The sequence below is a fragment of the Bradyrhizobium sp. OK095 genome, from assembly GCF_900109945.1.
In the GTDB taxonomy this organism is placed as follows: Bacteria; Pseudomonadota; Alphaproteobacteria; order Rhizobiales; family Xanthobacteraceae; genus Bradyrhizobium.
Genome location: NZ_FOBX01000011.1, coordinates 214,341 through 234,040 on the forward strand (window position 1 = coordinate 214,341; position 19,700 = coordinate 234,040).

Genomic DNA, 19,700 nt, shown 5'->3' on the forward strand with positions numbered 1-19,700 from the left:
CGGATGCAGTCTGGATTGCTTCGTCGCTTTGCTCCTCGCAATGACGAGCAGGATAGAATTATGTCCATTCTCGAAAACACCATTTCCCCCGGCAGCGCCGCCTACCACGCCAACCGCGACGGCATGCTCGGCCTGATCGAGCGCATGCGCGCGCTTGAAGAGCGCACGCGTGCCGCGTCGGCGGGGGCGAAAGATCGCTTCCACAAGCGCGGGCAGCTTTTGCCGCGCGAACGCGTCGCGCTGGTGCTCGATCCCGGCGCGCCCTTCATCGAGCTGTCGACGCTTGCCGGTTACATGTTCGACGTGCCGGACGCGAACAAGAGCGTGCCCGGCGGCGGCGTCATCGCCGGCATCGGCTTCGTCTCGGGCATCCGCTGCATGGTTAGCGCCAACGACGCCGGCATCGACGCCGGCGCGCTGCAGCCCTACGGCCTGGACAAGACGATCCGCGTGCAGGAGCTCGCGCTGGAGAACAAGCTGCCTTACGTCCAGCTCGTTGAAAGCGCCGGCGCCAATCTGCTGCGTTATCGCGTCGAGGATTTTGTCCGCGGCGGCAACATCTTTCGCAATCTCGCACGGCTCTCGGCGGCGGGTCTCCCGGTCGTCACCGTCACGCACGGTTCGTCCACGGCTGGGGGTGCCTACCAGACAGGTCTCTCCGACTACATCGTCATGGTGCGCGGCCGCACCCGCGCCTTTCTGGCCGGGCCGCCGCTGCTGAAGGCCGCAACCGGCGAGATCGCGACCGAGGAGGAACTCGGTGGCGCCGAGATGCACACGCAGGTTTCCGGCCTTGGCGACTATCTCGCGGAGGACGACCGCGACGCGCTGCGCATCGCACGCGAGATCATGGCAGCGCTGGAATGGGAGCGGCCCGGCAGGGCAGCGTCGGAATTCAAGCCGCCACGCTACAATCAGGACGAGCTGCTCGGCATTATGCCGATGGACCACAAGCGTTCCGTGGACATGAAGCAGGTGATCGCGCGCATCGTCGACGATTCCGATTTTACCGAGATGGCGCCGAATTACGGCCCGGCCACTGTCTGCGGTCATGCCCGCATCGAGGGCCAGGCGATCGGCATCATCACCAACAACGGTCCGCTCGATCCGGCCGGCGCCAACAAGGCGACGCATTTCATCCAGGCTTGTTGCCAGACCCGCACGCCGATCCTCTATCTCAACAACACCACCGGCTACATGGTGGGCAAAGCCTATGAAGAAGCCGGCATGATCAAGCACGGCTCGAAGATGATCCAGGCGGTGACGTCCGCGACGGTGCCGCAGATCACGATCTATTGCGGCGCTTCGTTCGGCGCCGGCAATTACGGCATGTGCGGGCGCGGCTTCCATCCGCGCTTCTGCTTCTCCTGGCCGAACGCAAAGACCGCCGTGATGGGCGGCGAGCAGGCCGCCGAAACCATGGCAATCGTGACCGAAGCTGCCGCCGCGCGCCGCGGCAAGCCGGTCGAAAAGGAAAAGCTCGACGCCATGAAGGCTGAGATCATCGGCGTGTTCGATGGCCAGATGGACGTCTTCTCCACCAGCGCGCGCGTGCTCGACGACGGTGTGATCGATCCGCGCGACACCCGCGCGGTGTTGTCGGAGGTGCTCGCGATCTGCGGCGAGGGCGACGCACGCACACCCCAGCGCATGCAGTTCTCGGTTGCCCGCCCATGAGGAACGGATCAGTGCAGCATCGGCCGTTCTTCAGGGTATTGGTCGCCAATCGCGGCGAGATCGCCCTGCGTGTGATGCGCAGCGCGCGGCAGTTGGGCCTCGGCGTCGTCGCGGTCTATTCGGATGCCGATCGCGATGCGCTTCATGTGCGGCAGGCCGATCAGGCCGTGCGTATCGGCGAAGCCCTGCCGGCACAATCCTATCTCAACATCCCCGCCATCATCGCCGCGGCGAAGGCCAGCGGCGCGGATGCCGTGCATCCCGGCTATGGCTTCCTGGCCGAGAACGAGGAGTTTGCGCAGGCCTGCAAGGATGCCGGGCTCGTCTTCATCGGCCCGTCGCCGCAGGCGATCGCGGCGATGGGCAACAAGGCCGGCGCCAAGGAGATCATGAAGAAGGCCGGCGTGCCCTGCGTGCCCGGCTATCAGGGCACCGACCAGAGCGACGAGGTGATGCTGGCGGAAGCCAAGAAAATTGGCTTCCCCGTGATGATCAAGGCGGTCGCCGGTGGCGGCGGGCGTGGCATGCGGCTCGTCACCGATGCGGCGTCATTCCCTGATGCGCTGCGCAGCGCGCGATCGGAAGCAAAAGCCGCGTTCGGCGATCCCACCGTCATCCTCGAACGCGCCATCCAAAACCCTCGCCACATCGAAATCCAGGTGTTCGGCGACAGTTTTGGCAACGCCATCCATCTCGGCGAGCGCGATTGCTCGGTGCAGCGGCGGCATCAGAAGCTGATCGAGGAGGCGCCGTCGCCAGCGGTGACGCCGGAGCTGCGCGCGAAAATGGGTGAGGTCGCGGTATCGGCGGTGAAGGCGCTGCGCTACGAGGGCGCCGGCACGCTGGAATTTTTGCTCGATGCCGGCGGCGAGTTCTACTTCATGGAGATGAACACACGCCTCCAGGTCGAGCATCCCGTGACCGAAGCCATCACCGGGCTCGATCTGGTCGAGCTGCAGCTGCGTGTTGCACGCGGCGAACAATTGCCGGTGAAGCAGCAGGATATCCGCTTCGAAGGCCACGCCATCGAGGTGCGGCTGTGCTCGGAAGATGCCGCGCAGGATTTCATGCCGCAGTCCGGCCGCATGGCACGCTGGCAGGTGCCGGAAAACATCCGCGTCGAGCACGCGCTGCAATCCGGCTCGGAGATCCCGCCGTTCTACGATTCCATGATCGCCAAGGTGATCAGCCATGGCGCAAGCCGCGAGGAGGCGAGGGGGCGGCTGATCGTCGGCCTGGAGCAGCTCACGGCGTTGGGCGTGACCACCAACCAGGCGTTCCTGATGTCGTGCCTGCGCCATCCCGGTTTTGCCAGAGGCGAGGCGACGACGGCATTCATCGGCATGTATCGCGACGAGTTGCTTGCGCCGCGTGCGGACGCCGCATTCGATACGGCGCTGGTGGGCTTGCTGCTCTACGTCACAAATCCGCGCGCGCCTTCGTGGCGGAGTGGCCGGAGCCTGTCGGCGACGTTCCCTCTGCCGGCAAAGATCGAGATCGCCGGCCAGACCTACGAGCTCGAAATCACCCGCGAGCGCGACGGCAGCTACACTGTCGCCAACGACGGCCACCAGGACAGATTCGAAATCGACCAGCTCGATTCCACCGCCATCCGCTTCCGCCACGACGGCGTGCTGGACAACGCAAAATTCCTGCGCGACGGCGATCGGCTGTACCTCCAGCACCGCGGCATCCCGCTCGCGGTCACCGACCTCACGCTCGCAGCGCCGAAGGCCGCGGCAGCCAATGGGGGCGACGGCAAGGTCCGCGCCGCCATGAACGGCCGCGTCGTCGCCGTGCTGGTCAAGCCGGGTGATCGCGTCACTGCCGGCCAACCGGTGTTGACGTTGGAAGCGATGAAGATGGAGCACGTCCACAAGGCCGGCATCGACGGCGTCGTCGCAGCGATCGACGTTGCTGAGGGCGAGCAGGTGACCACGGGCAGGATCGTGGCGGAGATCGGAGCCTAGCCTCGCGTCCCGGATGCGCGAAGCGCGAGCCGGGAGCCATCCATGCTCGGAGACATGTGCCCGGGCTGGTCCCCCGAATCCCGAATGATTTCAATGTTATTTTGTCCCCAAGTCGCGCTGCCTGTCTCAAGCCTCAGGAGCGGTGGGGACGCCTTGACCTCCCCGCCAGATTTATATTGAACATAGTTCATTTTTAATCTACCAATATTGAACAATGTTCATTTGCGTGCCGGCCAGCTGGTTGTATGCTGATGCCCACACGCCCGGAGACCGATGCCATGCTCCTGTCAGTGTCCCGTCGGCGCTCGTTCGCCGCACCGCAAGCCCGCGAAAACTATCTGATCGGCGCGCTACTTGTCCTCACGCTGGTGGCGCTCCTGGCGCCCGCGTTGCCCGCCTCCGCATGGCACACGGAGCATTTCGTCGACACCCGCACCTGGCTCGGCGTGCCCAACGCTGGCGACGTGCTGAGCAATCTCCTCTTCCTGGCGATGGCCGTCTGGGGCCTGGTGCGGCTGCGTGCCCGCAATGATGCGCCCTTGGGTGCATGCTGGTTCTTCGTGGGACTGATCCTCACTTGCGTGGGATCATGCTTCTATCATCTGGATCCCGACGCGCCGCAGCGACTCGTGGCCGATCGCCTCGGCATGGCGGTGGCGTTCGCGGGCTTTCTGGGCATCGCGACAGGCGAGCGCATCAGCGTGCGCGCCGGTCAGGCGGTGGTCGTGCTGGTGACGGTTGCAGGCCTGCTCGCGGCGTGGGTGGCCTACGAGAACCTCACGCCATGGGTGGTCGTGCAGTTCGGCGGCATGGCACTTGCGGTGGCACTGGCTTTGACACGGCCCCGGCCTGGTGCGCTTGGCGTGCCGCTCGGCGCCGTGATCTTCTTCTATGTGCTGGCCAAGCTTTTCGAGCTGGGTGACGTGACCGTGTTCGACATGACAGGCCATCTTGTCTCGGGCCACACGCTCAAGCATCTGGCTGCCGCACTGGCGGCCTGGCCGGTGATCCAGACGTTGCGGCTTAGTCGCCGCGCCCCGTCCCTTCATTGAGCAAGCACGCCACCTGATGGCGGCCGCCCGCATCCACCAGCGCCGGCCGCTCTATCTTGCACCGCTCCATCGCAAACCGGCAGCGGGTGTGAAACGCGCAGCCCGGGGGCGGGTTGACCGGGCTCGGCACGTCGCCGTCCACCAGCGGCGTGAGCTTCTTTGCCAGCGGGTTGGCAACAGGTACGGAGGCGAGCAAAGCCTGCGTGTAGGGATGCCTGGGATTGCGGAACAGCTCATCCTTGTCGGCGATCTCGACGATGCGGCCGAGATACATCACGGCGACGCGGTGGCTGATATGAGCGACCACGGCGAGATCGTGCGCGATGAAGAGATAGGAGAAGCCGTGTTCACGTTGCAGGTCGATCAGCAGATTGATCACCTGCGCCTGGATCGAGACGTCGAGGGCGGACACCGGCTCGTCGCAGACGATCAGGCGCGGCCCAAGCGCGAGCGCACGCGCGATGCAGATGCGCTGGCGCTGGCCGCCCGAGAATTGATGCGGGAAGTTGCGCATCTGGTCGGGCCGCAGGCCCACCTGCTCGAACAGTTTTGCGGTGCGCGCTTCCAGTTCCTTGCCGCTTGCTAGCCCATGCACGAACAGCGGTTCGCCGACGATGTCGCCCGCGGTCATGCGCGGATTGAGCGAGGCAAAGGGATCCTGAAACACGATCTGCATCGAACGGCGATGCGGCCGCAGCGCGGTCTTGGAGAGGCGGGTAATGTCCTCGCCGTCCAGGCGGATCTGTCCTGAGGTGGGCTCCACCAGCCGCAGCACGCTACGCGCGACCGTCGACTTGCCGCAGCCGGATTCGCCGACGAGGCCGAGCGTCTCGCCGATGCCAACAGAGAACGACACGCCGTCGACCGCATGCACGGTGCCGACCTGCCGGCGCAACACGCCGGCGCGCACCGGATAGTGCTTGATGAGGTCGGTGACTTCGAGCAGTGCTTCGGTCATGCCACCTCCGCTACTTCCGCCGCGCGCCAGCAGGCCGCGAGATGGCCGCCGCCCCAATCGGCGAGCGGCGGATACTCGACCTCACAGCGCTTGATCGCGAGCTTGCAGCGTGGCGCGAAGGCGCAGCCTTTCGGCAGTCGCACGAGCGACGGCACGGTGCCGGGGATTTCGTTCAGCCGCTCCTGTGCGACCACGCCGGACGCCGGCACCGCCGGGATCGAGGCCATCAGGCCGCGCGTGTAGGGATGTTTTGGTGCGGCGAACAGCGACTCCACGCTGGCTTCTTCGACCTTCCGTCCCGCATACATCACGATCACGCGTTGCGCGGTTTGGGCTACGACGCCGAGATCATGCGTGATCAGCACGAGGCCGGTGCCGAGCTCCTTCTGGAGGTCGAGGATCAGCGCCAGGATCTGTGCCTGGATGGTGACGTCGAGCGCGGTGGTCGGCTCGTCCGCGATCAGCAGCGCCGGCCGGCACGCCAATGCCATCGCGATCATCGCGCGCTGGCGCATGCCGCCGGAGAGCTGATGCGGGTATTCGCGCGCACGCCGTGCCGGCTCGGGAATGCGCACCAGCCGCAACATCTCGACCGCGACGTCGCGGGCCTCTTTGGTCGACAGGTTCCGATGCAGCCGCACGGCCTCGACGATCTGGTCGCCGATCCGCATCACCGGATTGAGCGAGGTCATCGGCTCCTGAAAAATCATGGAGATGCGGTCGCCCCTGACAGCGCGCATCTGCGCTTCCTCCAGCGCGAGAAGATCGGTGCCTTCGAGCGAGACGGAGCCGCCGACGATGCGGCCGGGCGGGTCCGGCACCAGCCGCATCAGGGACAGCGCGGTGACGCTCTTGCCGCAGCCGGATTCGCCCACGATCGCCAGCGTCTCGCCGCGCTTCACGGTGAAGGAGATATCGTCCACGGCCTTGAACAGGCCGGAGTTCGTGAAGAACACCGTCTTCAGGTTCTTCACTTCGAGCACGAGATCGGATTTATCAGCCATCAGCCGCGCTGCCGGGGATCGAGGATGTCGCGCAGGGCGTCGCCGAACAAATTGGCCCCGAACACGGCGAGGCTGATGGCGATGCCAGGGAAGATCACCAGCCACGGCGCAGTGCGGACATATTCGGCGGCGGACTCCGAGAGCATACGGCCCCATGACGGATAGGGTTCGGGGATGCCGAGGCCGAGGAAGGAGAGCGAAGCCTCGGTGAGAATCGTCGAGCCAAGCTGGGCGGTCGCGAGCACGATCAGGGGTGCCAGCGTGTTCGGCAGCACGTGGCGGAGCGCGATCCGGACCTCGCTCATGCCGATCGACTTGGCGGCTTCAATGAATGGCAGCTCGCGCAGCGCCAGCGTGTTGGCGCGGATGACGCGCGACACGGTCGGGATCAGCGGAATGGCGATGGCAATGATGACGTTCGGCAGGGACGGACCGAGTGCCGCCGTCATGATCAAGGCCAGCACCAGCAGCGGCAGCGCCTGAAGGACATCGGAGACGCGCTGGAAAACCAGATCGACCCAGCCGGAGAGATAGCCGGAGGTGAGGCCAACGATGACGCCGATCGTGCCGCCGAGTGCGGTCGAGCCGATCCCGACCGCGAGCGAGATTCGCGCCCCATGGATGATGCGGCTGAACACGTCGCGGCCGAACGAGTCCGTGCCCATCCAGTGGGCGAGGCTCGGGCGCGCCAGCGCGCTGGCGGCGTCGATCGTCAGGGGGTCGTAGCGCGCGATGAAGTTGGCGAAGATCGCGGTGAGCACGAACACGATCATGATGACGAGCCCGGCCGCGCCGAGCACATGCCGCTGCGCCAGGAACAGCACGCGCCGCCAGCCGGCGGGCGCGTAGGCGCCGGCGCGCCTCAGTTCAACCTCATAGTCGATCGCGGCCAAACTGATCTCCTAATCCGTGTACCTGATCCGCGGGTCGAACACCGCGTAGAGCATGTCGACGATGAAATTCGCGCTCACCACCACGATCGCAATCAGCATCACGAGGTTCTGCACGATCGGATAGTCGCGCCAGCGGATCGCCTCGACCAGGAAACGCGCGACGCCGGGGATGTTGAACACGGTCTCTGTGACGATCAGGCCGCCGATCAGGAACGCGGCCTCGATGCCGATTACGGTAATCACAGGCAAAATCGCGTTCTTCAGGGCGTGCTGGTAGTTCACCGCGGCCTCGGAAGCGCCCTTGGCACGCGCGGTGCGGATGTAGTCCTGCCGCAGCACCTCCAGCATCGAAGAACGCGTGATGCGCATGGTCAGCGCGGCGCTGCGGAAGCCGACGGCGGCAGCGGGCACGGCATAGGTCGCGAACGCTTCCAGCCAGGTCTGCGGGTTCGGGTTGAAGATCGGGATCTGGCCGAACATCGCCACCGATGCGGTGAGGATCAGCAGGCCGAGCCAGAACGACGGCAGTGACAATCCGCTGAGGCTGACGACGCGCAGCGCATAATCGAGCCGCGTGCCCTGCTTCACGGCGCTGATGACGCCGAGCGGAATGCCGATAGAGGCGGAGAACAACAGTGCGAGGCCCGCAAGCCGCGCCGTGATCGGGATTCGCGGCAGGATCTCCTGAAGTGCGGGTTTCTCGGACACATAGGAGTAGCCGAAATCGCCGCGCAGGAAGCCGCCGATCCAGTGCAGATACTGCACCACCAGCGGCTGGTCGAGACCGAGCTCTTTTTCCAGATTGGCTTTGTCGGCGGGGTCGACATAGCCGGCCGCGGCAAACAGGATGTCGACGATGTTGCCGGGGACGACGCGCAGCAGGAAGAAGATGACGATCGAGATCCCGAACAGGGTCACGAGCATCAGGAACAGGCGCCGCACCAGATAGGCAAACATCTGCGCTCTCCCGCCGAGCTCTTGAGCCGCCCGTCCGCCGCGCTACTTGTCCATCCAGACGTCTTCGTAGCGGTAGCCATTATAAGAGCTGTTCACCATCACGGTAATGCCCTTGACGTAAGGCTGCCAGCAACTGCCCAGCCGGCTATGGAAGATGATCGGACGCGCGACGTCTTCCTGCAATTTCTTGTCGATGTCCCACACCAGCTTCTTGCGTTTGGCGACGTCAATCTCCTGCGATTGTGCGTCGAACAGCTTCTCGATTTCCTTGTTGCAGTAATTGGTGTAGTTGCGCTCGGAGCCGCAGGAATAGTTTTCGTAGAAGGACTGGTCGGGGTCGTCGACGGCGTTGCCCGTGAGATTGAGCCCGAGCATGTAGTCCTTACGCGCGACTTTCGGGAACCAGTTCGCGGTCTCTACCACGTCGAGCTCGCCGTCGATGTAAATGCTCTTGAGTTGATCGATGAGGATGACGGCTGGGTCGCGATAGTCGTTGATGTTGCGGGTCGAGACCTTGACCGAAAGATGCTTGTCCGGGCCATAGCCCGCCTTCTGCATCAGCTTCTTCGCCTCCTCGCGGTTGGCGGCCACGTCGGGGCCGTAGCCCGGAATGCTTTCCAGCATCTCCTTCGGCATCGACCACAGCCCGGCCGGCGCCGGCTCCATGGTGCCGCCGATGTCGGCCTGGCCCTCGAACAGGATCGAGATGAACGCCTTGCGGTCGAGCGCCAACGCCATGGCGCGACGAACGTCGAGATTGTCGAACGGTGGCGCCGTCGAGTTGACGATGATGTTGGTCGCGACGTTGGTGGGCTCGACGACGCAGACAGCGTTCGGCGCCTGGGACTTGATGTCCTTCAGCAGCGGGATCGTAATGTGCGTCGGAAAGGCCATGTCGAACTTGCCGGCGACAAAGGCGAGGATCGCGGTCGAACGATTCGGGATGATCGTGAATTCGATGCCGTCGAGATAGGGCCGGCCCTTCCTCCAATAGTCGGGATTGCGGACAAGCTTGATCGATTCATTGGCCTTGAACTCGACGAATCTGAACGGGCCGGTGCCGATTGGATGGGTGCGCATGTCGCCTGGCGAGACATGGCAGGGATAGACCGGTGTATAGCCGGAGGCGAGCAGCGCCAGCAGCGAGGGCTGGGGCCGTTTCAGGTTGAAGGAGACCTCGAAATCACCGTTGGGCGTGACGTCGTTGACCTCATTGTACCAATTCTTGCGCGGGTTCTGCCGGAATTTCTGCTGCGACTTGCCCATCAGCATGTCGAAGGTGCACTTCACATCCGCTGAGGTGAACGGCTTACCGTCGTGCCATGTCACGCCCTGGCGCAGCTTGAAGGTCAGCGTCTTGTTGTCGTTGACCCAGGCCCAGCTCTCGGCGAGCTCGGGGACGATGGAATCCATGCTGTTCTGCGGTACGTCCTGCTTGTAGATGACCAGGTTGTTGAACACCGGCATGAAGGGAATGTTGAGCGAATAGGTCGCGCCTTCATGGATCGAGGCATTGCCGGGACTGTCGCGGTGATACATCCGCAAAATCCCGCCCTGCTTGGGCTCGCCGGCGAATGTGATGGTCGAAAATACCAGCAAAGACAGCGCCGCCATCGCGGCGAGCGCCCGCACGCTCCGCATGCTTCTCTCCCTCAAGCAATCGGCCTTTGCGGCCTGATTTTATTTGACGATAGCCATGCGCGCGGGTGCAGGCAACCGGCAAGGCCCGCGGCGGCCTCGACACTTCGGATGACCTAAAGCCGCATGCCTTTCTCTCACAATGTGAGAAGTTCCCTCGGACGACATCCGGCTTCACACGATCCGCGACGTCTTGTTGCCCCAATACCGGTCTCGCAGCAGCCGCTTGTACAGCTTCCCCGTCGGCAGCCGTGGCAGCTCCTTCTCGAAATCGACCGAGCGCGGCACCTTCTGCCGCGACAGCGATTGCGCACAGAAGGCAATCAACTCCTCGGCGAACCCCGGCCCCGGCACCACGCCCGGCATCGGCTGCACCACCGCCTTCACCTCTTCGCCGAGATCGGGATTGGGCACGCCGAACACCGCGGCGTCCGCGACCTTCGGGTGGGTGATCAGCAGATTCTCGCATTCCTGCGGATAGATGTTCACCCCGCCCGAGATGATCATGAAGGTGGCGCGGTCGGTGAGGTAGAGGAAACGGTCGTCGTCGACATAGCCGACGTCGCCAACCGTGCTCATGCTGCCGTCGGCCGAGCGCGCCTCTTTGGTCTTCTCGGGGTCGTTGAAATATTCGAATGGCGATCCGGTCTTGAACCACACTTGCCCCGGCGTGCCGGTCGGGCACGGCTTCATGTCCTCGTCGAGAATGTGGAGGTCGCCGAGCAGCACCTTGCCGACGGTGCCGCGATGGCTAAGCCATTCCTCGCTGTTGCAGGCGGTGAAGCCGAGCCCTTCGGTCGCGCCGTAATATTCGTGGATGATCGGCCCCCACCATTTGATGATGTCGTCCTTGACCAGCGCAGGGCAAGGGGCCGCGGCGTGGATTGCGATCTCAAGCGACGACAAATCGTAGCGGCCACGTACCTCTTCCGGCAGCTTCAGCATGCGCGAGAACATCGTCGGCACCAGCTGAGTGTGGGTGATGCCCCATTGCCCGACGAGCTGGAGGTAGCGCTCGGGATCGAAATTTTCCATGATGATCACGGTGCCGCCCATGCGGATCGTGAGGTTCACGGCCGCCTGCGGCGCCGAATGATAGAGCGGGGCCGGCGACAGATAGACCATGCCCTCGCGGTAGTGCCAGAGCTTTGAAAGGAAATCGAACAGCGGCAGATTGTGCTTCGGCGGCTCTTCCGGCAGCGGCCGAATGATGCCCTTGGGGCGTCCTGTCGTGCCCGACGAATAGAGCATCGATGTGCCCAGACATTCGTCCGCGACCGGAATCGTCGGCAGATCGGCGGTGACGTCCGCGAGCCCGACGATGCGCTCGCTCTCGCCGGGACCGTCGGCGACGATGCAGAGCTTGACGTCGGGGCAGGCGTTGATCGCCTCGCGCGCGATGTCGAGTTTTGCAACGGACGTGATCAGGATTTTGGACTGGCTGTTGGTCAGGAGATAGGCGAGCTCGCCCGCGGTGAGGAACGAGTTGATGCAGGTGTAGTACAACCCGGACCGCTCGCCCGCGCCGCAGGCTTCGAGGTAGCGCGAATTGTTCTCCATGAAGATCGAGTAGTGATCGAGCCGCTTCAGGCCGTGCTTGCGGAACAGATGCGCCAGCCGATTGCTGCGCGCATCGAGCTCGCGATAGGTGACGGCCTCGCCGGTCGCCGCCATGATGAAGGCTGGCTGGAGCGGGCGCAGGCGGGCATGCTGACCGGGATACATCAGTCCTCCACGTGAATTAAGCGGCGAGAAGCAGGATTTCGCGCACTTGCGCCGGGCTCTCGATCTTGCGCGGGTTGCGCGGGATCCAGTTCGTGCGCATCGCCTGTTCGGCGATCGCGTCGAAATGCTCCGGCGAGACGCGCACGTCCGACAGGCTGCGCGGCATGCCGAGCGAGCGGATGAAGGCGTCGAGCACGTCGGCCGCGTTGTGGCCGGGAAAACCCATCGCTGCCGCGACGACCATCTGCTGCTCGGCATTGTCGCGCGCGTTCCAGCGCATCACCGCCGGCAGCATGATGCAGGAGGTGTAACCGTGCGGCACGTCGAAGGCCGCGCCCAGGACGTAGCCGATGCCGTGGCTCGCGCCCATGGGAACGCCGGCCGCGAGCGCGCCCATCGACAGCCAGGTGCCGATCTGCGCATCCATCCGCGCGTCGAGATCGCCAGGGTCGGCCTTCACCCGCGGCAGCGCGTCGGCAAGCATGGCAAGGCCCTTGACCGATTGTGCGTCGGCGTAAGGGTGCGTCTCGCGCGAGCAGATCGCCTCGACGCAATGGTCGATGGCGCGGATGCCGGTGGACAGAAACAGCCATTCCGGCGTGTGCACGGTGATAGCGGGATCGAGGATGGTCGCGCGCGGCACGGCCAGCGGATGCCGCAGCATCTGCTTCACATGCGTGCTGCGGTCGGTGACGCCCGCAATCGATGAGAACTCGCCGCCGGCGATTGTGGTCGGCACGCTGATCTGGCGCACGGTCGGCGCGATCATCTCGGGCGTGACGCCCTTGTGCACGCGGATGCGCTCGATACCCTCGATCTCGTCGATGCCGTTGGCAAGACAGATCTGCACCGCCTTGGCGCCGTCGGTGATCGAGCCGCCGCCGACGGTGACGATCAAATCGGCGCCCGCCTCGCGCGCGGCATTGGTCGCCGCGATCACCGCCTCGCGCGGCGTGTGCGCCGGCATGGCGTCGAACAGGCCAGCGCAACGCACGCCGAGCGCCTGCTTGATCTTCTCGATTTCGTCGGTCTCTCGATTCAGCGTCCCTGACACCATCAGGAAAGCGCGGCGCGTTCCCAGCCGGTCCATCTGCGCGACGATGGCTTCAGCCGCCGGATGGCCGAATACGACCTCCTCGATCGCGCCGTAAACGACACGTCCCTGGTGCACGCCTGTCCTCCCCGGACAATTCGTCTTGTTTTGTAAGGGCAATCTAGCCGAGCCGGCCGTGCCCGTCATGTGCGAAGACGCTAGCGGCTCTTCTCCCTCTCCCTGTCTCTCCCTGTTCTTGTGGGGAGAGGGAGAAGGCAAGGGCGGTCTTCCATTCATGAGCCACGCGAATAAGGCCATTCGCATCCCGCCCGCTAATCACCGCGTGCGAAGCGGGCTATCCCGCTGTCAACCCGCCAATCGGCCAGGGCGCTGTTCCGAGCATTGCGCATTCATTGGTCTTGAAGAGTTCATCAACTCCACCCATCTTGTGGCGCCCGCGGGTAGAGGCGTACCCTGCATTTTCCGCGGCTTTCATGCGAGGACCTGGGATGAGCGGACCGGACGGAAGCGAGCCATTTGTGAAAAAGCACGATTTCGTTCAGCCTCGGCACATTGCCATCGCCGGCCTTCTCGCCGCGGCGGTCGCACTGACCGGCTGTGACAAGCCGGCCTCGCAGGCAGCCGCCCCGCCGCCCCCGCCTGTGACCGTCGCCCAGCCGGTCAAGCGCACCGTCACCGATTGGGACGAGTTCACCGGCCGCTTCGAGGCGGTCGAGGAGGTGCAGGTGCGCCCCCGCGTCGGCGGCTTCGTCAACTCGGTCGAATTCCAGGACGGCGCCATCGTGCACCAAGGCGATCTGCTCTACGTGATCGACCCGCGTCCGTTCGAAGCGGTGGCCGAGCAGGCCGACGGCCAGCTCTCCGATGCCCGCGCCAAGGTGGAGCTTGCCAAGCGCGAGCTCGACCGTGGCCTGAACCTGGTCCAGACCAGTGCGGTCTCGGAGCAGGCCGTCGACCAGCGCCGCCAGGCCTTGCAGGCCGCGCACGCCGCCGAGACCCAGGCCGCGGGTGCGCTGAAGGCCGCCCGGCTCAACATCGAATTCACCCATGTGACCGCGCCGCTCACCGGCCGCGTCAGCCGCCATCTCGTCAGCCCGGGCAACCTCGTGCAGGGCAGCGATACGGGCACCTCGACGCTTCTCACCTCGATCGTCGCGCTCGATCCGATCTACGTCTATTTCGACATGGATGAGACGACGTTCATCAAATACAGCAAGCTCTGGTCGGAGGGCCGGCGCCCGAGCTCGCGCGATACGGCCAATCCGGTGCAGGTGACGCTCGCCGGCGAGACCAAGCCGTCGCATGACGGCACCATCAACTTCCTCGACAACCGCCTTGATGTCTCCACCGGCACGCTGCGCAGCCGCGCCGTCGTCAAGAATACCGACCTCTCGATCCTGCCCGGCCAGTTCGGCCGCGTCCGCCTGATCGGCAGCGCGCCCTATGAGGCGCTGCTGATCCCGGATGTTGCCGTTGCGACTGACCAGTCCCGCAAGATCGTGTTCGTGGTCAAGCCTGACGACACCGTGGAAGCGCGTCCCGTGATGCTCGGGCCGCTCGATGAGGGCCTGCGCGTGATCCGCGAAGGGCTGAAGCCGGAGGACCGCGTCATCGTCAACGGCATCCAGCGCGCCCGCGTCGGCGCCAAGGTGGCGCCGTCTCCCGCGCCAGCGCCGGCCGGTGGCAAGTCATGAATCTCGGCCGTCTCTCCATCAACCAGCCCATCCTCGCGATGGTGCTGTCGATCGTGCTGCTGATCGTCGGCGCGCTCGCCTACACCACGTTGCCGGTCTCCGAATATCCGCAAGTGGTGCCGCCGACCGTCGTCGTCACCACGCAATATCCGGGCGCCTCGGCGCAGACCGTGTCCGACACGGTCGCAGCTCCGATCGAGCAGCAGATCAACGGCGTCGAGGACATGCTGTATCTCTACAGCCAGGCGACCTCGAACGGGCAGCTGACGATCACCGTCACCTTCAAGCTCGGCACCGATCTCGACAAGGCCCAGGTGCTGGTCCAGAACCGCGTCGCGATCGCTCAGCCGCAATTGCCGGACGAAGTGCAGCGCAACGGCGTCGTCACCCGCAAGAACTCGCCCGACATCCTGATGGTCGTGTTCATGCTGTCGCCCGACGACACCTTCGACCAGCTCTACATCTCCAACTACGCGCTGCTCCAGGTCCGCGACCAGCTGCTGCGCATCGACGGCGTCGGCGACATCCAGATCTTTGGTGCGCGCGACTATTCGATGCGGCTGTGGCTCGACCCTGATCGCATCGCCAATCTCGGCCTGACCTCGACTGAAGTGCTGGCGGCAATCCGTGCGCAAAACGTCCAGATCGCAGGTGGCCAGATCGCCGAACCACCGATCGCCGACCGCGCGTTCCAGCCAAACCTCGTTTTCACCGGGCGCTTGAAAGACCAGAAGCAGTTCGAGGACATTCTGATCAAGGCCGGCTCCGACGGCCGCACGGTGCGGCTGCGCGACGTCGCCCGCATCGAGCTCGGTGCTCTCGCGTACTCCACCAACAGCTTCCTGTTGCGCAAATCCGCCGTCGCCATGCTGGTGACGCAGCGGCCGGGATCGAACGCGCTCGCGACCGCAAAAAATATCTCCGACACCATGACGAAGCTGAAGGCGAGCTTTCCGAAGGGGCTCGACTACAATATCGGCTACAACCCCACCGAGTTCATCGCGCAATCCGTCCACGAGCTGATCAAGACCATCTACGAGGCCATGCTGCTCGTGGTCATCGTGGTGCTGGTGTTCCTGCAAGGATGGCGGCCCGCGATCATTCCGATCATCGCGATCCCGGTTTCGCTGGTCGGCACCTTCGCGGTGATGGCCGCGCTCGGCTTCTCCATCAACAACCTCACGCTATTCGGCCTCGTGCTCGCCGTCGGCATCGTCGTCGACGACGCCATCGTGGTGGTCGAGAATGTGGAGCGCCATCTCGAGCATGGCTTGAGTCGTCGCGACGCCGCGCTCAAGACCATGGAAGAGGTCGGCGGCGCGCTGGTCTCGATCGCGCTGGTGCTGTGCGCGGTGTTCGTGCCGACCGCGTTCATCGGCGGTATTTCCGGGCAGTTCTTCCAGCAATTCGCCGTCACCATTGCGGTGGCGACCGCGATCTCCTGCTTCTGCTCGCTGACGCTGTCGCCAGCGCTGGCCTCGCTCCTCCTCGTCCCGCACGAGGAGAAGCGGCCGCCCGCCGCCTGGAATCTCCTCGCGCGGGCGTGGGGTGCCTTCACCGGCGCCTTCAACCGTGTGTTCGACCGGCTCGCGCATGGCTATGCCGGCGTCGCCAGTTTCGTGATCCGGCATTCGGTGGTGATGATCTTGATCTATATCGTGCTGATCGGCAGTGCCGGCTGGCTGATCGGGACCACGTCGCAAGGCTTTATTCCGGCGCAGGATCGCGGCTACGTCATCATCTCCGTGCAATTGCCGGGCGCGGCGTCGCTGGCGCGCACCACCGAGATCGTCCGCGAGATCGAGCGGATCTCGCTGGATACGCCGGGTATCGTCCGCGTTGCCGCTTTCGCGGGCTTCTCCGGCGCGACGCGCACGCAGGCCGGCAACGCGGCCGCACTGTTCCCGGTGTTCGATGAACCCGAGGTGCGCCTGAAGAAGGGGCTGACGGCGAACGCCATCACGGCCGAGCTGCGCAAGCGGCTCGCCGCGATCCAGGGCGCGTTCATCATCGTCATTCCGCCGCCGGCCGTGCCCGGCATCGGCACCGGCGGCGGCTTCACCATCCGCATCCAGGACCGCCAGGGCCGCGGGCCGGAGCTGCTCGCCGCGGCCACCGACGAGCTTGTCGCCGCGGCGCGCAAATCGCCCTCGCTGCTCGCTCCCACGGTGTTCTCGCCGTTCTCGGCCAACACGCCGCAGCTGTTCGTCGACATCGACCGCACCAAGGCGCAGAAGCTCGGCGTGCCGATCGCCAACATCAACGACACGATCCAGACCTATTTCGGATCGACCTATGTCAACGACTTCAACCTGTTCGGCCGCACCTATCACGTCACGGCGCAAGCGGACTTTCCGTTCCGGAAAGAACCAAGCGACCTCTCGCGACTGCGCACGCGCAATGCTTCGGGTGACATGGTGATGCTCGGCAGCGTGGTCGAGTTCAAGGACGTCTCGGGACCCGATCGCGTCGCGCGCTACAATCTCTATGCGGCGTCCGAGCTGCAGGGCGAACCATCGCCGGGCACCAGCTCGACCACCGCGCTCGATGCCATCAAGAAGCTCGCGGACGACACGCTGCCGAGCGGCTTCACCTTTGAATGGACGGATCTGTCCTATCAGCAGGTCACCGGCGGCAATGCGGGTCTCTATGTGTTCCCGATCTGCGTGCTGTTCGTCTATCTCGTGCTCGCCGCGCAATATGGCAGCTGGACGCTGCCATTCGCGGTGATCCTGATCGTGCCGATGTGCCTGTTAGCTGCCACCATCGGCGTGCGCATCATGGGGCAGGACGTCAACATCCTCACCCAGATCGGCTTCGTCGTGCTGGTCGGACTAGCCGCGAAAAACGCGATCCTGATCGTCGAGTTCGCGCGCGACATCGAGAAGGAGGGCAAGCCACGGCTGGAGGCGGTGATCGACGCCTGTCGATTGCGTCTGCGGCCGATCCTGATGACGTCCTTCGCTTTCATCCTCGGCGTGCTGCCGCTGGTGATCTCGTCCGGTTCCGGCTCGGAGATGCGGCAGGCCGTCGGCGTCGCCGTCTTCTTCGGCATGATCGGCGTCACCCTGTTCGGCCTGTTGTTTACGCCGATCTTCTACGTCGTGGTGCGGAACCTGGCCGAGGGGCGCAACGAGGGGAAGAAGCCGGAGGTCGCGGCCTGACAATTTGTCGGTCCCGGTTTTTGCCGGGACCGCACCGTTTGTTTGGTGTGCAGAATCCCATACTAACGGCCTACGCCGAAATGGATGGGCAGCGCCGGGGTTCTTCACTACACTCCGCGCGATTTCAAAACAGAACACTGCTGGGAGCTAACACATGAAATCAGCACTTTTGGCCGCCGTCGCAATGTCGGCCTTGCTGCTGGCTGCGCCGGCCTCCGCGCAAGGCGTCAAGATCGGCATCCTCAACGACCAGTCCGGCGTCTATGCCGATTACGGCGGAAAATACTCGGTCGAAGCCGCCAAGATGGCGATCGAGGATTTCGGCGGCGAAGTGCTCGGCCAGAAGATCGAGATGGTCACCGCCGACCACCAGAACAAGCCGGATCTCGCGACCTCGATCGCGCGGCGCTGGTACGACGTCGAAAACGTCGACATGATCACGGAGCTCACGACCTCCTCGGTCGCGCTCGCCATCCACGAGCTCTCCAAGGAAAAGAAGAAGATCGATATCGTCGTCGGCGCCGCGACCTCGCGCCTCACCGGCGATGCCTGCCAGCCCTACGGCTTTCACTGGGCCTATGATACCCGCGCGCTCGGCGTCGGCACCGGCGGCTCGCTGACCAAGGCCGGCGGCGACAGCTGGTTCTTCCTCACCGCGGATTACGCCTTCGGTTACGCACTGGAAAAGGACACCAGCGAGATCGTCACGGCCAATGGCGGCAAGGTGATCGGCTCGGTGCGCGTGCCGCTCAACTCCTCGGACTTCTCCTCCTTCCTGCTCCAGGCGCAAAGCTCGAAGGCGAAGATCGTCGGCCTTGCCAATGCCGGCCTCGACACCACCAACTCGATCAAGCAGGCGGCCGAATTCGGCCTCGTCTCCGGCGGCCAGAAGCTTGCGGGTCTGTTGATGACGCTCGCCGAAGTGAACGGCCTCGGATTGCAGGCTGCGCAAGGCCTGGTGCTGACCGAGGGCTATTACTGGGATCTCAATGATCGCACCCGCAATTTCGGCGAGCGCTTCTTCAAGCGCACCAGCCGGATGCCGAACATGATCCAGGCCGGCACCTATTCGGCGACGCTGAGCTATCTCAAGGCGGTCAAGGCCGCTGGCACCAAGGATTCGGAGGCGGTCGCCAAGAAGCTGAAGGAGCTTCCGGTCGACGACGACTTCGCGCAAGGCGGCAAGGTGCTGGAGAACGGCCGCATGGTCCACGACATGTATCTGTTCGAGGTTAAGAAGCCGTCGGAGTCGAAGAAGCCCTGGGACTATTACAAGCTGATCGCCACCGTTCCCGGCGACAAGGCCTTCTTCACCGCCAAGGACAGCGGCTGCCCGTTGACGAAGTAGACCTCTCGTGTCCCGGACGCGCTGCAACGCGTAGCGTTGCTGCGCAGAGCCGGGACCCATGCTTCTCCACGTTTCGAGGCCGGATTGGGTCCCGGTTCAGCGGCGCAGCGTTACACGCTGCACCGCGCCCGGGACACGAGCGCGTGTGATGCCGCGCTTCCCTAAACCAGCCGCAACACCACCGCCCCCAACGCTCCCGCCCATAGCGCGATGGCGGCGATGCCCTGGATCAGAAATCCCGGGCCGCGCTTTGCCGCCGCCTTCGAATACCCGATGAAATAGACGATGCGGCCGATGATCCAGACCGCGCCGATGCCGGCTGCAATGGCATCGCCGATATAGATCGCGAACAGCCAGAGCGCCGGCAGGACAATCGGCATCCATTCCAGCGTGTTCGCCTGGATGCGGAAGGCGCGCTCGAAATCGGGATGGCCCGATGTCGCCGGCACCTTGATGCCCGTCTTCGACCGCGACCGCGAGACGTTCATGCAGGTGAAGAAATAAAATGCAATCGCCAGCAGCGTGACGAGGGCGGTGAGATGATACATCGCTAATCCCTTTGAAGA

The 19,700-nt window shown here is 64.5% G+C and carries 14 protein-coding genes; 6 read left to right on the plus strand and 8 right to left on the minus strand.

Features of this window, described 5'->3' with window-relative positions:
- The first annotated feature begins 60 nt into the window (after positions 1-60).
- From BMW89_RS27570 to BMW89_RS27580, 3 genes are all read left to right on the plus strand, one after another.
- Complete coding sequence (locus tag BMW89_RS27570; RefSeq protein WP_092030930.1) at positions 61-1,677, plus strand: acyl-CoA carboxylase subunit beta; 1,617 nt, start codon at positions 61-63, stop codon at positions 1,675-1,677.
- The gene (locus BMW89_RS27575) at positions 1,674-3,647 is read left to right on the plus strand and encodes an acetyl/propionyl/methylcrotonyl-CoA carboxylase subunit alpha (RefSeq protein WP_092030932.1); all 1,974 of its coding nucleotides are present in this window, start codon (positions 1,674-1,676) and stop codon (positions 3,645-3,647) included. The genes BMW89_RS27570 and BMW89_RS27575 overlap by 4 nt, the downstream gene beginning before the upstream one ends.
- A gap of 278 nt (positions 3,648-3,925) precedes the next feature.
- Entirely contained in the window at positions 3,926-4,699 is a 774-nt protein-coding gene (locus tag BMW89_RS27580; protein ID WP_244547699.1) for a hypothetical protein, read from the plus strand.
- Here BMW89_RS27580 and BMW89_RS27585 read toward each other — a convergent pair.
- The 7 genes from BMW89_RS27585 to BMW89_RS27615 form a co-directional block, all read right to left on the minus strand.
- The gene (locus BMW89_RS27585) at positions 4,671-5,657 is read right to left on the minus strand and encodes an ABC transporter ATP-binding protein (RefSeq protein WP_092030938.1); all 987 of its coding nucleotides are present in this window, start codon (positions 5,655-5,657) and stop codon (positions 4,671-4,673) included. The two genes, BMW89_RS27580 and BMW89_RS27585, sit on opposite strands and share 29 nt — an antisense overlap.
- A complete protein-coding gene (locus BMW89_RS27590; RefSeq protein WP_092030940.1) occupies positions 5,654-6,661 on the minus strand; it encodes an ABC transporter ATP-binding protein in 1,008 nt (335 codons plus the stop codon). The genes BMW89_RS27585 and BMW89_RS27590 overlap by 4 nt, the downstream gene beginning before the upstream one ends.
- Positions 6,661-7,554, minus strand: coding sequence for an ABC transporter permease (locus tag BMW89_RS27595; protein ID WP_092030943.1), 894 nt, complete (start codon positions 7,552-7,554; stop codon positions 6,661-6,663). The genes BMW89_RS27590 and BMW89_RS27595 overlap by 1 nt, the downstream gene beginning before the upstream one ends.
- 9 nt (positions 7,555-7,563) lie before the next feature.
- Positions 7,564-8,511 (minus strand): ABC transporter permease, encoded by a 948-nt coding sequence (locus BMW89_RS27600; RefSeq protein ID WP_092030946.1) that lies wholly within the window; start codon positions 8,509-8,511, stop codon positions 7,564-7,566.
- 42 nt (positions 8,512-8,553) lie between these two features.
- On the minus strand, positions 8,554-10,152 hold the full coding sequence (locus tag BMW89_RS27605; RefSeq protein WP_092030949.1) for an ABC transporter substrate-binding protein: 1,599 nt from the start codon (positions 10,150-10,152) through the stop codon (positions 8,554-8,556).
- A gap of 171 nt (positions 10,153-10,323) precedes the next feature.
- Positions 10,324-11,874 carry an AMP-binding protein gene (locus tag BMW89_RS27610; protein ID WP_092030952.1) on the minus strand — a complete coding sequence of 517 codons (1,551 nt, stop codon included), beginning with the start codon at positions 11,872-11,874 and terminating at the stop codon, positions 10,324-10,326.
- Between the two features lie 16 nt (positions 11,875-11,890).
- Positions 11,891-13,045 carry an iron-containing alcohol dehydrogenase gene (locus BMW89_RS27615; RefSeq protein WP_177196354.1) on the minus strand — a complete coding sequence of 385 codons (1,155 nt, stop codon included), beginning with the start codon at positions 13,043-13,045 and terminating at the stop codon, positions 11,891-11,893.
- 371 nt (positions 13,046-13,416) lie between these two features.
- Here BMW89_RS27615 and BMW89_RS27620 point away from each other — a divergent pair, with 371 nt between their 5' ends.
- The 3 genes from BMW89_RS27620 (at position 13,417) to BMW89_RS27630 (ending at position 19,134) form a co-directional block, all read left to right on the plus strand.
- Positions 13,417-14,622, plus strand: coding sequence for an efflux RND transporter periplasmic adaptor subunit (locus BMW89_RS27620; protein ID WP_177196355.1), 1,206 nt, complete (start codon positions 13,417-13,419; stop codon positions 14,620-14,622).
- Complete coding sequence (locus BMW89_RS27625) at positions 14,619-17,786, plus strand: efflux RND transporter permease subunit (RefSeq protein WP_092030961.1); 3,168 nt, start codon at positions 14,619-14,621, stop codon at positions 17,784-17,786. Before BMW89_RS27620 ends, BMW89_RS27625 begins: the two co-directional genes overlap by 4 nt.
- A gap of 154 nt (positions 17,787-17,940) precedes the next feature.
- Positions 17,941-19,134: an ABC transporter substrate-binding protein gene (locus tag BMW89_RS27630; protein ID WP_092030963.1), complete on the plus strand. Its 1,194-nt coding sequence runs from the start codon at positions 17,941-17,943 to the stop codon at positions 19,132-19,134.
- A 161-nt stretch (positions 19,135-19,295) separates the two neighbouring features.
- Here BMW89_RS27630 and BMW89_RS27635 read toward each other — a convergent pair whose 3' ends face one another.
- Positions 19,296-19,682, minus strand: coding sequence for an MAPEG family protein (locus tag BMW89_RS27635; RefSeq protein ID WP_092030966.1), 387 nt, complete (start codon positions 19,680-19,682; stop codon positions 19,296-19,298).
- Positions 19,683-19,700 lie beyond the last annotated feature (18 nt).

Bases quoted from the DNA above. Each gene is read 5' to 3' on its own strand.
- BMW89_RS27580 (WP_244547699.1), top strand. From the start codon at position 3,926: ATGCTCCTGTCAGTGTCCCGTCGGCGCTCGTTCGCCGCACCGCAAGCC.
- BMW89_RS27625 (WP_092030961.1), top strand. From the start codon at position 14,619: ATGAATCTCGGCCGTCTCTCCATCAACCAGCCCATCCTCGCGATGGTG.
- BMW89_RS27630 (WP_092030963.1), top strand. From the start codon at position 17,941: ATGAAATCAGCACTTTTGGCCGCCGTCGCAATGTCGGCCTTGCTGCTG.
- BMW89_RS27590 (WP_092030940.1), bottom strand. From the start codon at position 6,661: ATGGCTGATAAATCCGATCTCGTGCTCGAAGTGAAGAACCTGAAGACG.
- BMW89_RS27575 (WP_092030932.1), top strand. From the start codon at position 1,674: ATGAGGAACGGATCAGTGCAGCATCGGCCGTTCTTCAGGGTATTGGTC.
- BMW89_RS27570 (WP_092030930.1), top strand. From the start codon at position 61: ATGTCCATTCTCGAAAACACCATTTCCCCCGGCAGCGCCGCCTACCAC.
- BMW89_RS27585 (WP_092030938.1), bottom strand. From the start codon at position 5,657: ATGACCGAAGCACTGCTCGAAGTCACCGACCTCATCAAGCACTATCCG.
- BMW89_RS27635 (WP_092030966.1), bottom strand. From the start codon at position 19,682: ATGTATCATCTCACCGCCCTCGTCACGCTGCTGGCGATTGCATTTTAT.
- BMW89_RS27610 (WP_092030952.1), bottom strand. From the start codon at position 11,874: ATGTATCCCGGTCAGCATGCCCGCCTGCGCCCGCTCCAGCCAGCCTTC.
- BMW89_RS27600 (WP_092030946.1), bottom strand. From the start codon at position 8,511: ATGTTTGCCTATCTGGTGCGGCGCCTGTTCCTGATGCTCGTGACCCTG.
- BMW89_RS27605 (WP_092030949.1), bottom strand. From the start codon at position 10,152: ATGCGGAGCGTGCGGGCGCTCGCCGCGATGGCGGCGCTGTCTTTGCTG.
- BMW89_RS27620 (WP_177196355.1), top strand. From the start codon at position 13,417: ATGAGCGGACCGGACGGAAGCGAGCCATTTGTGAAAAAGCACGATTTC.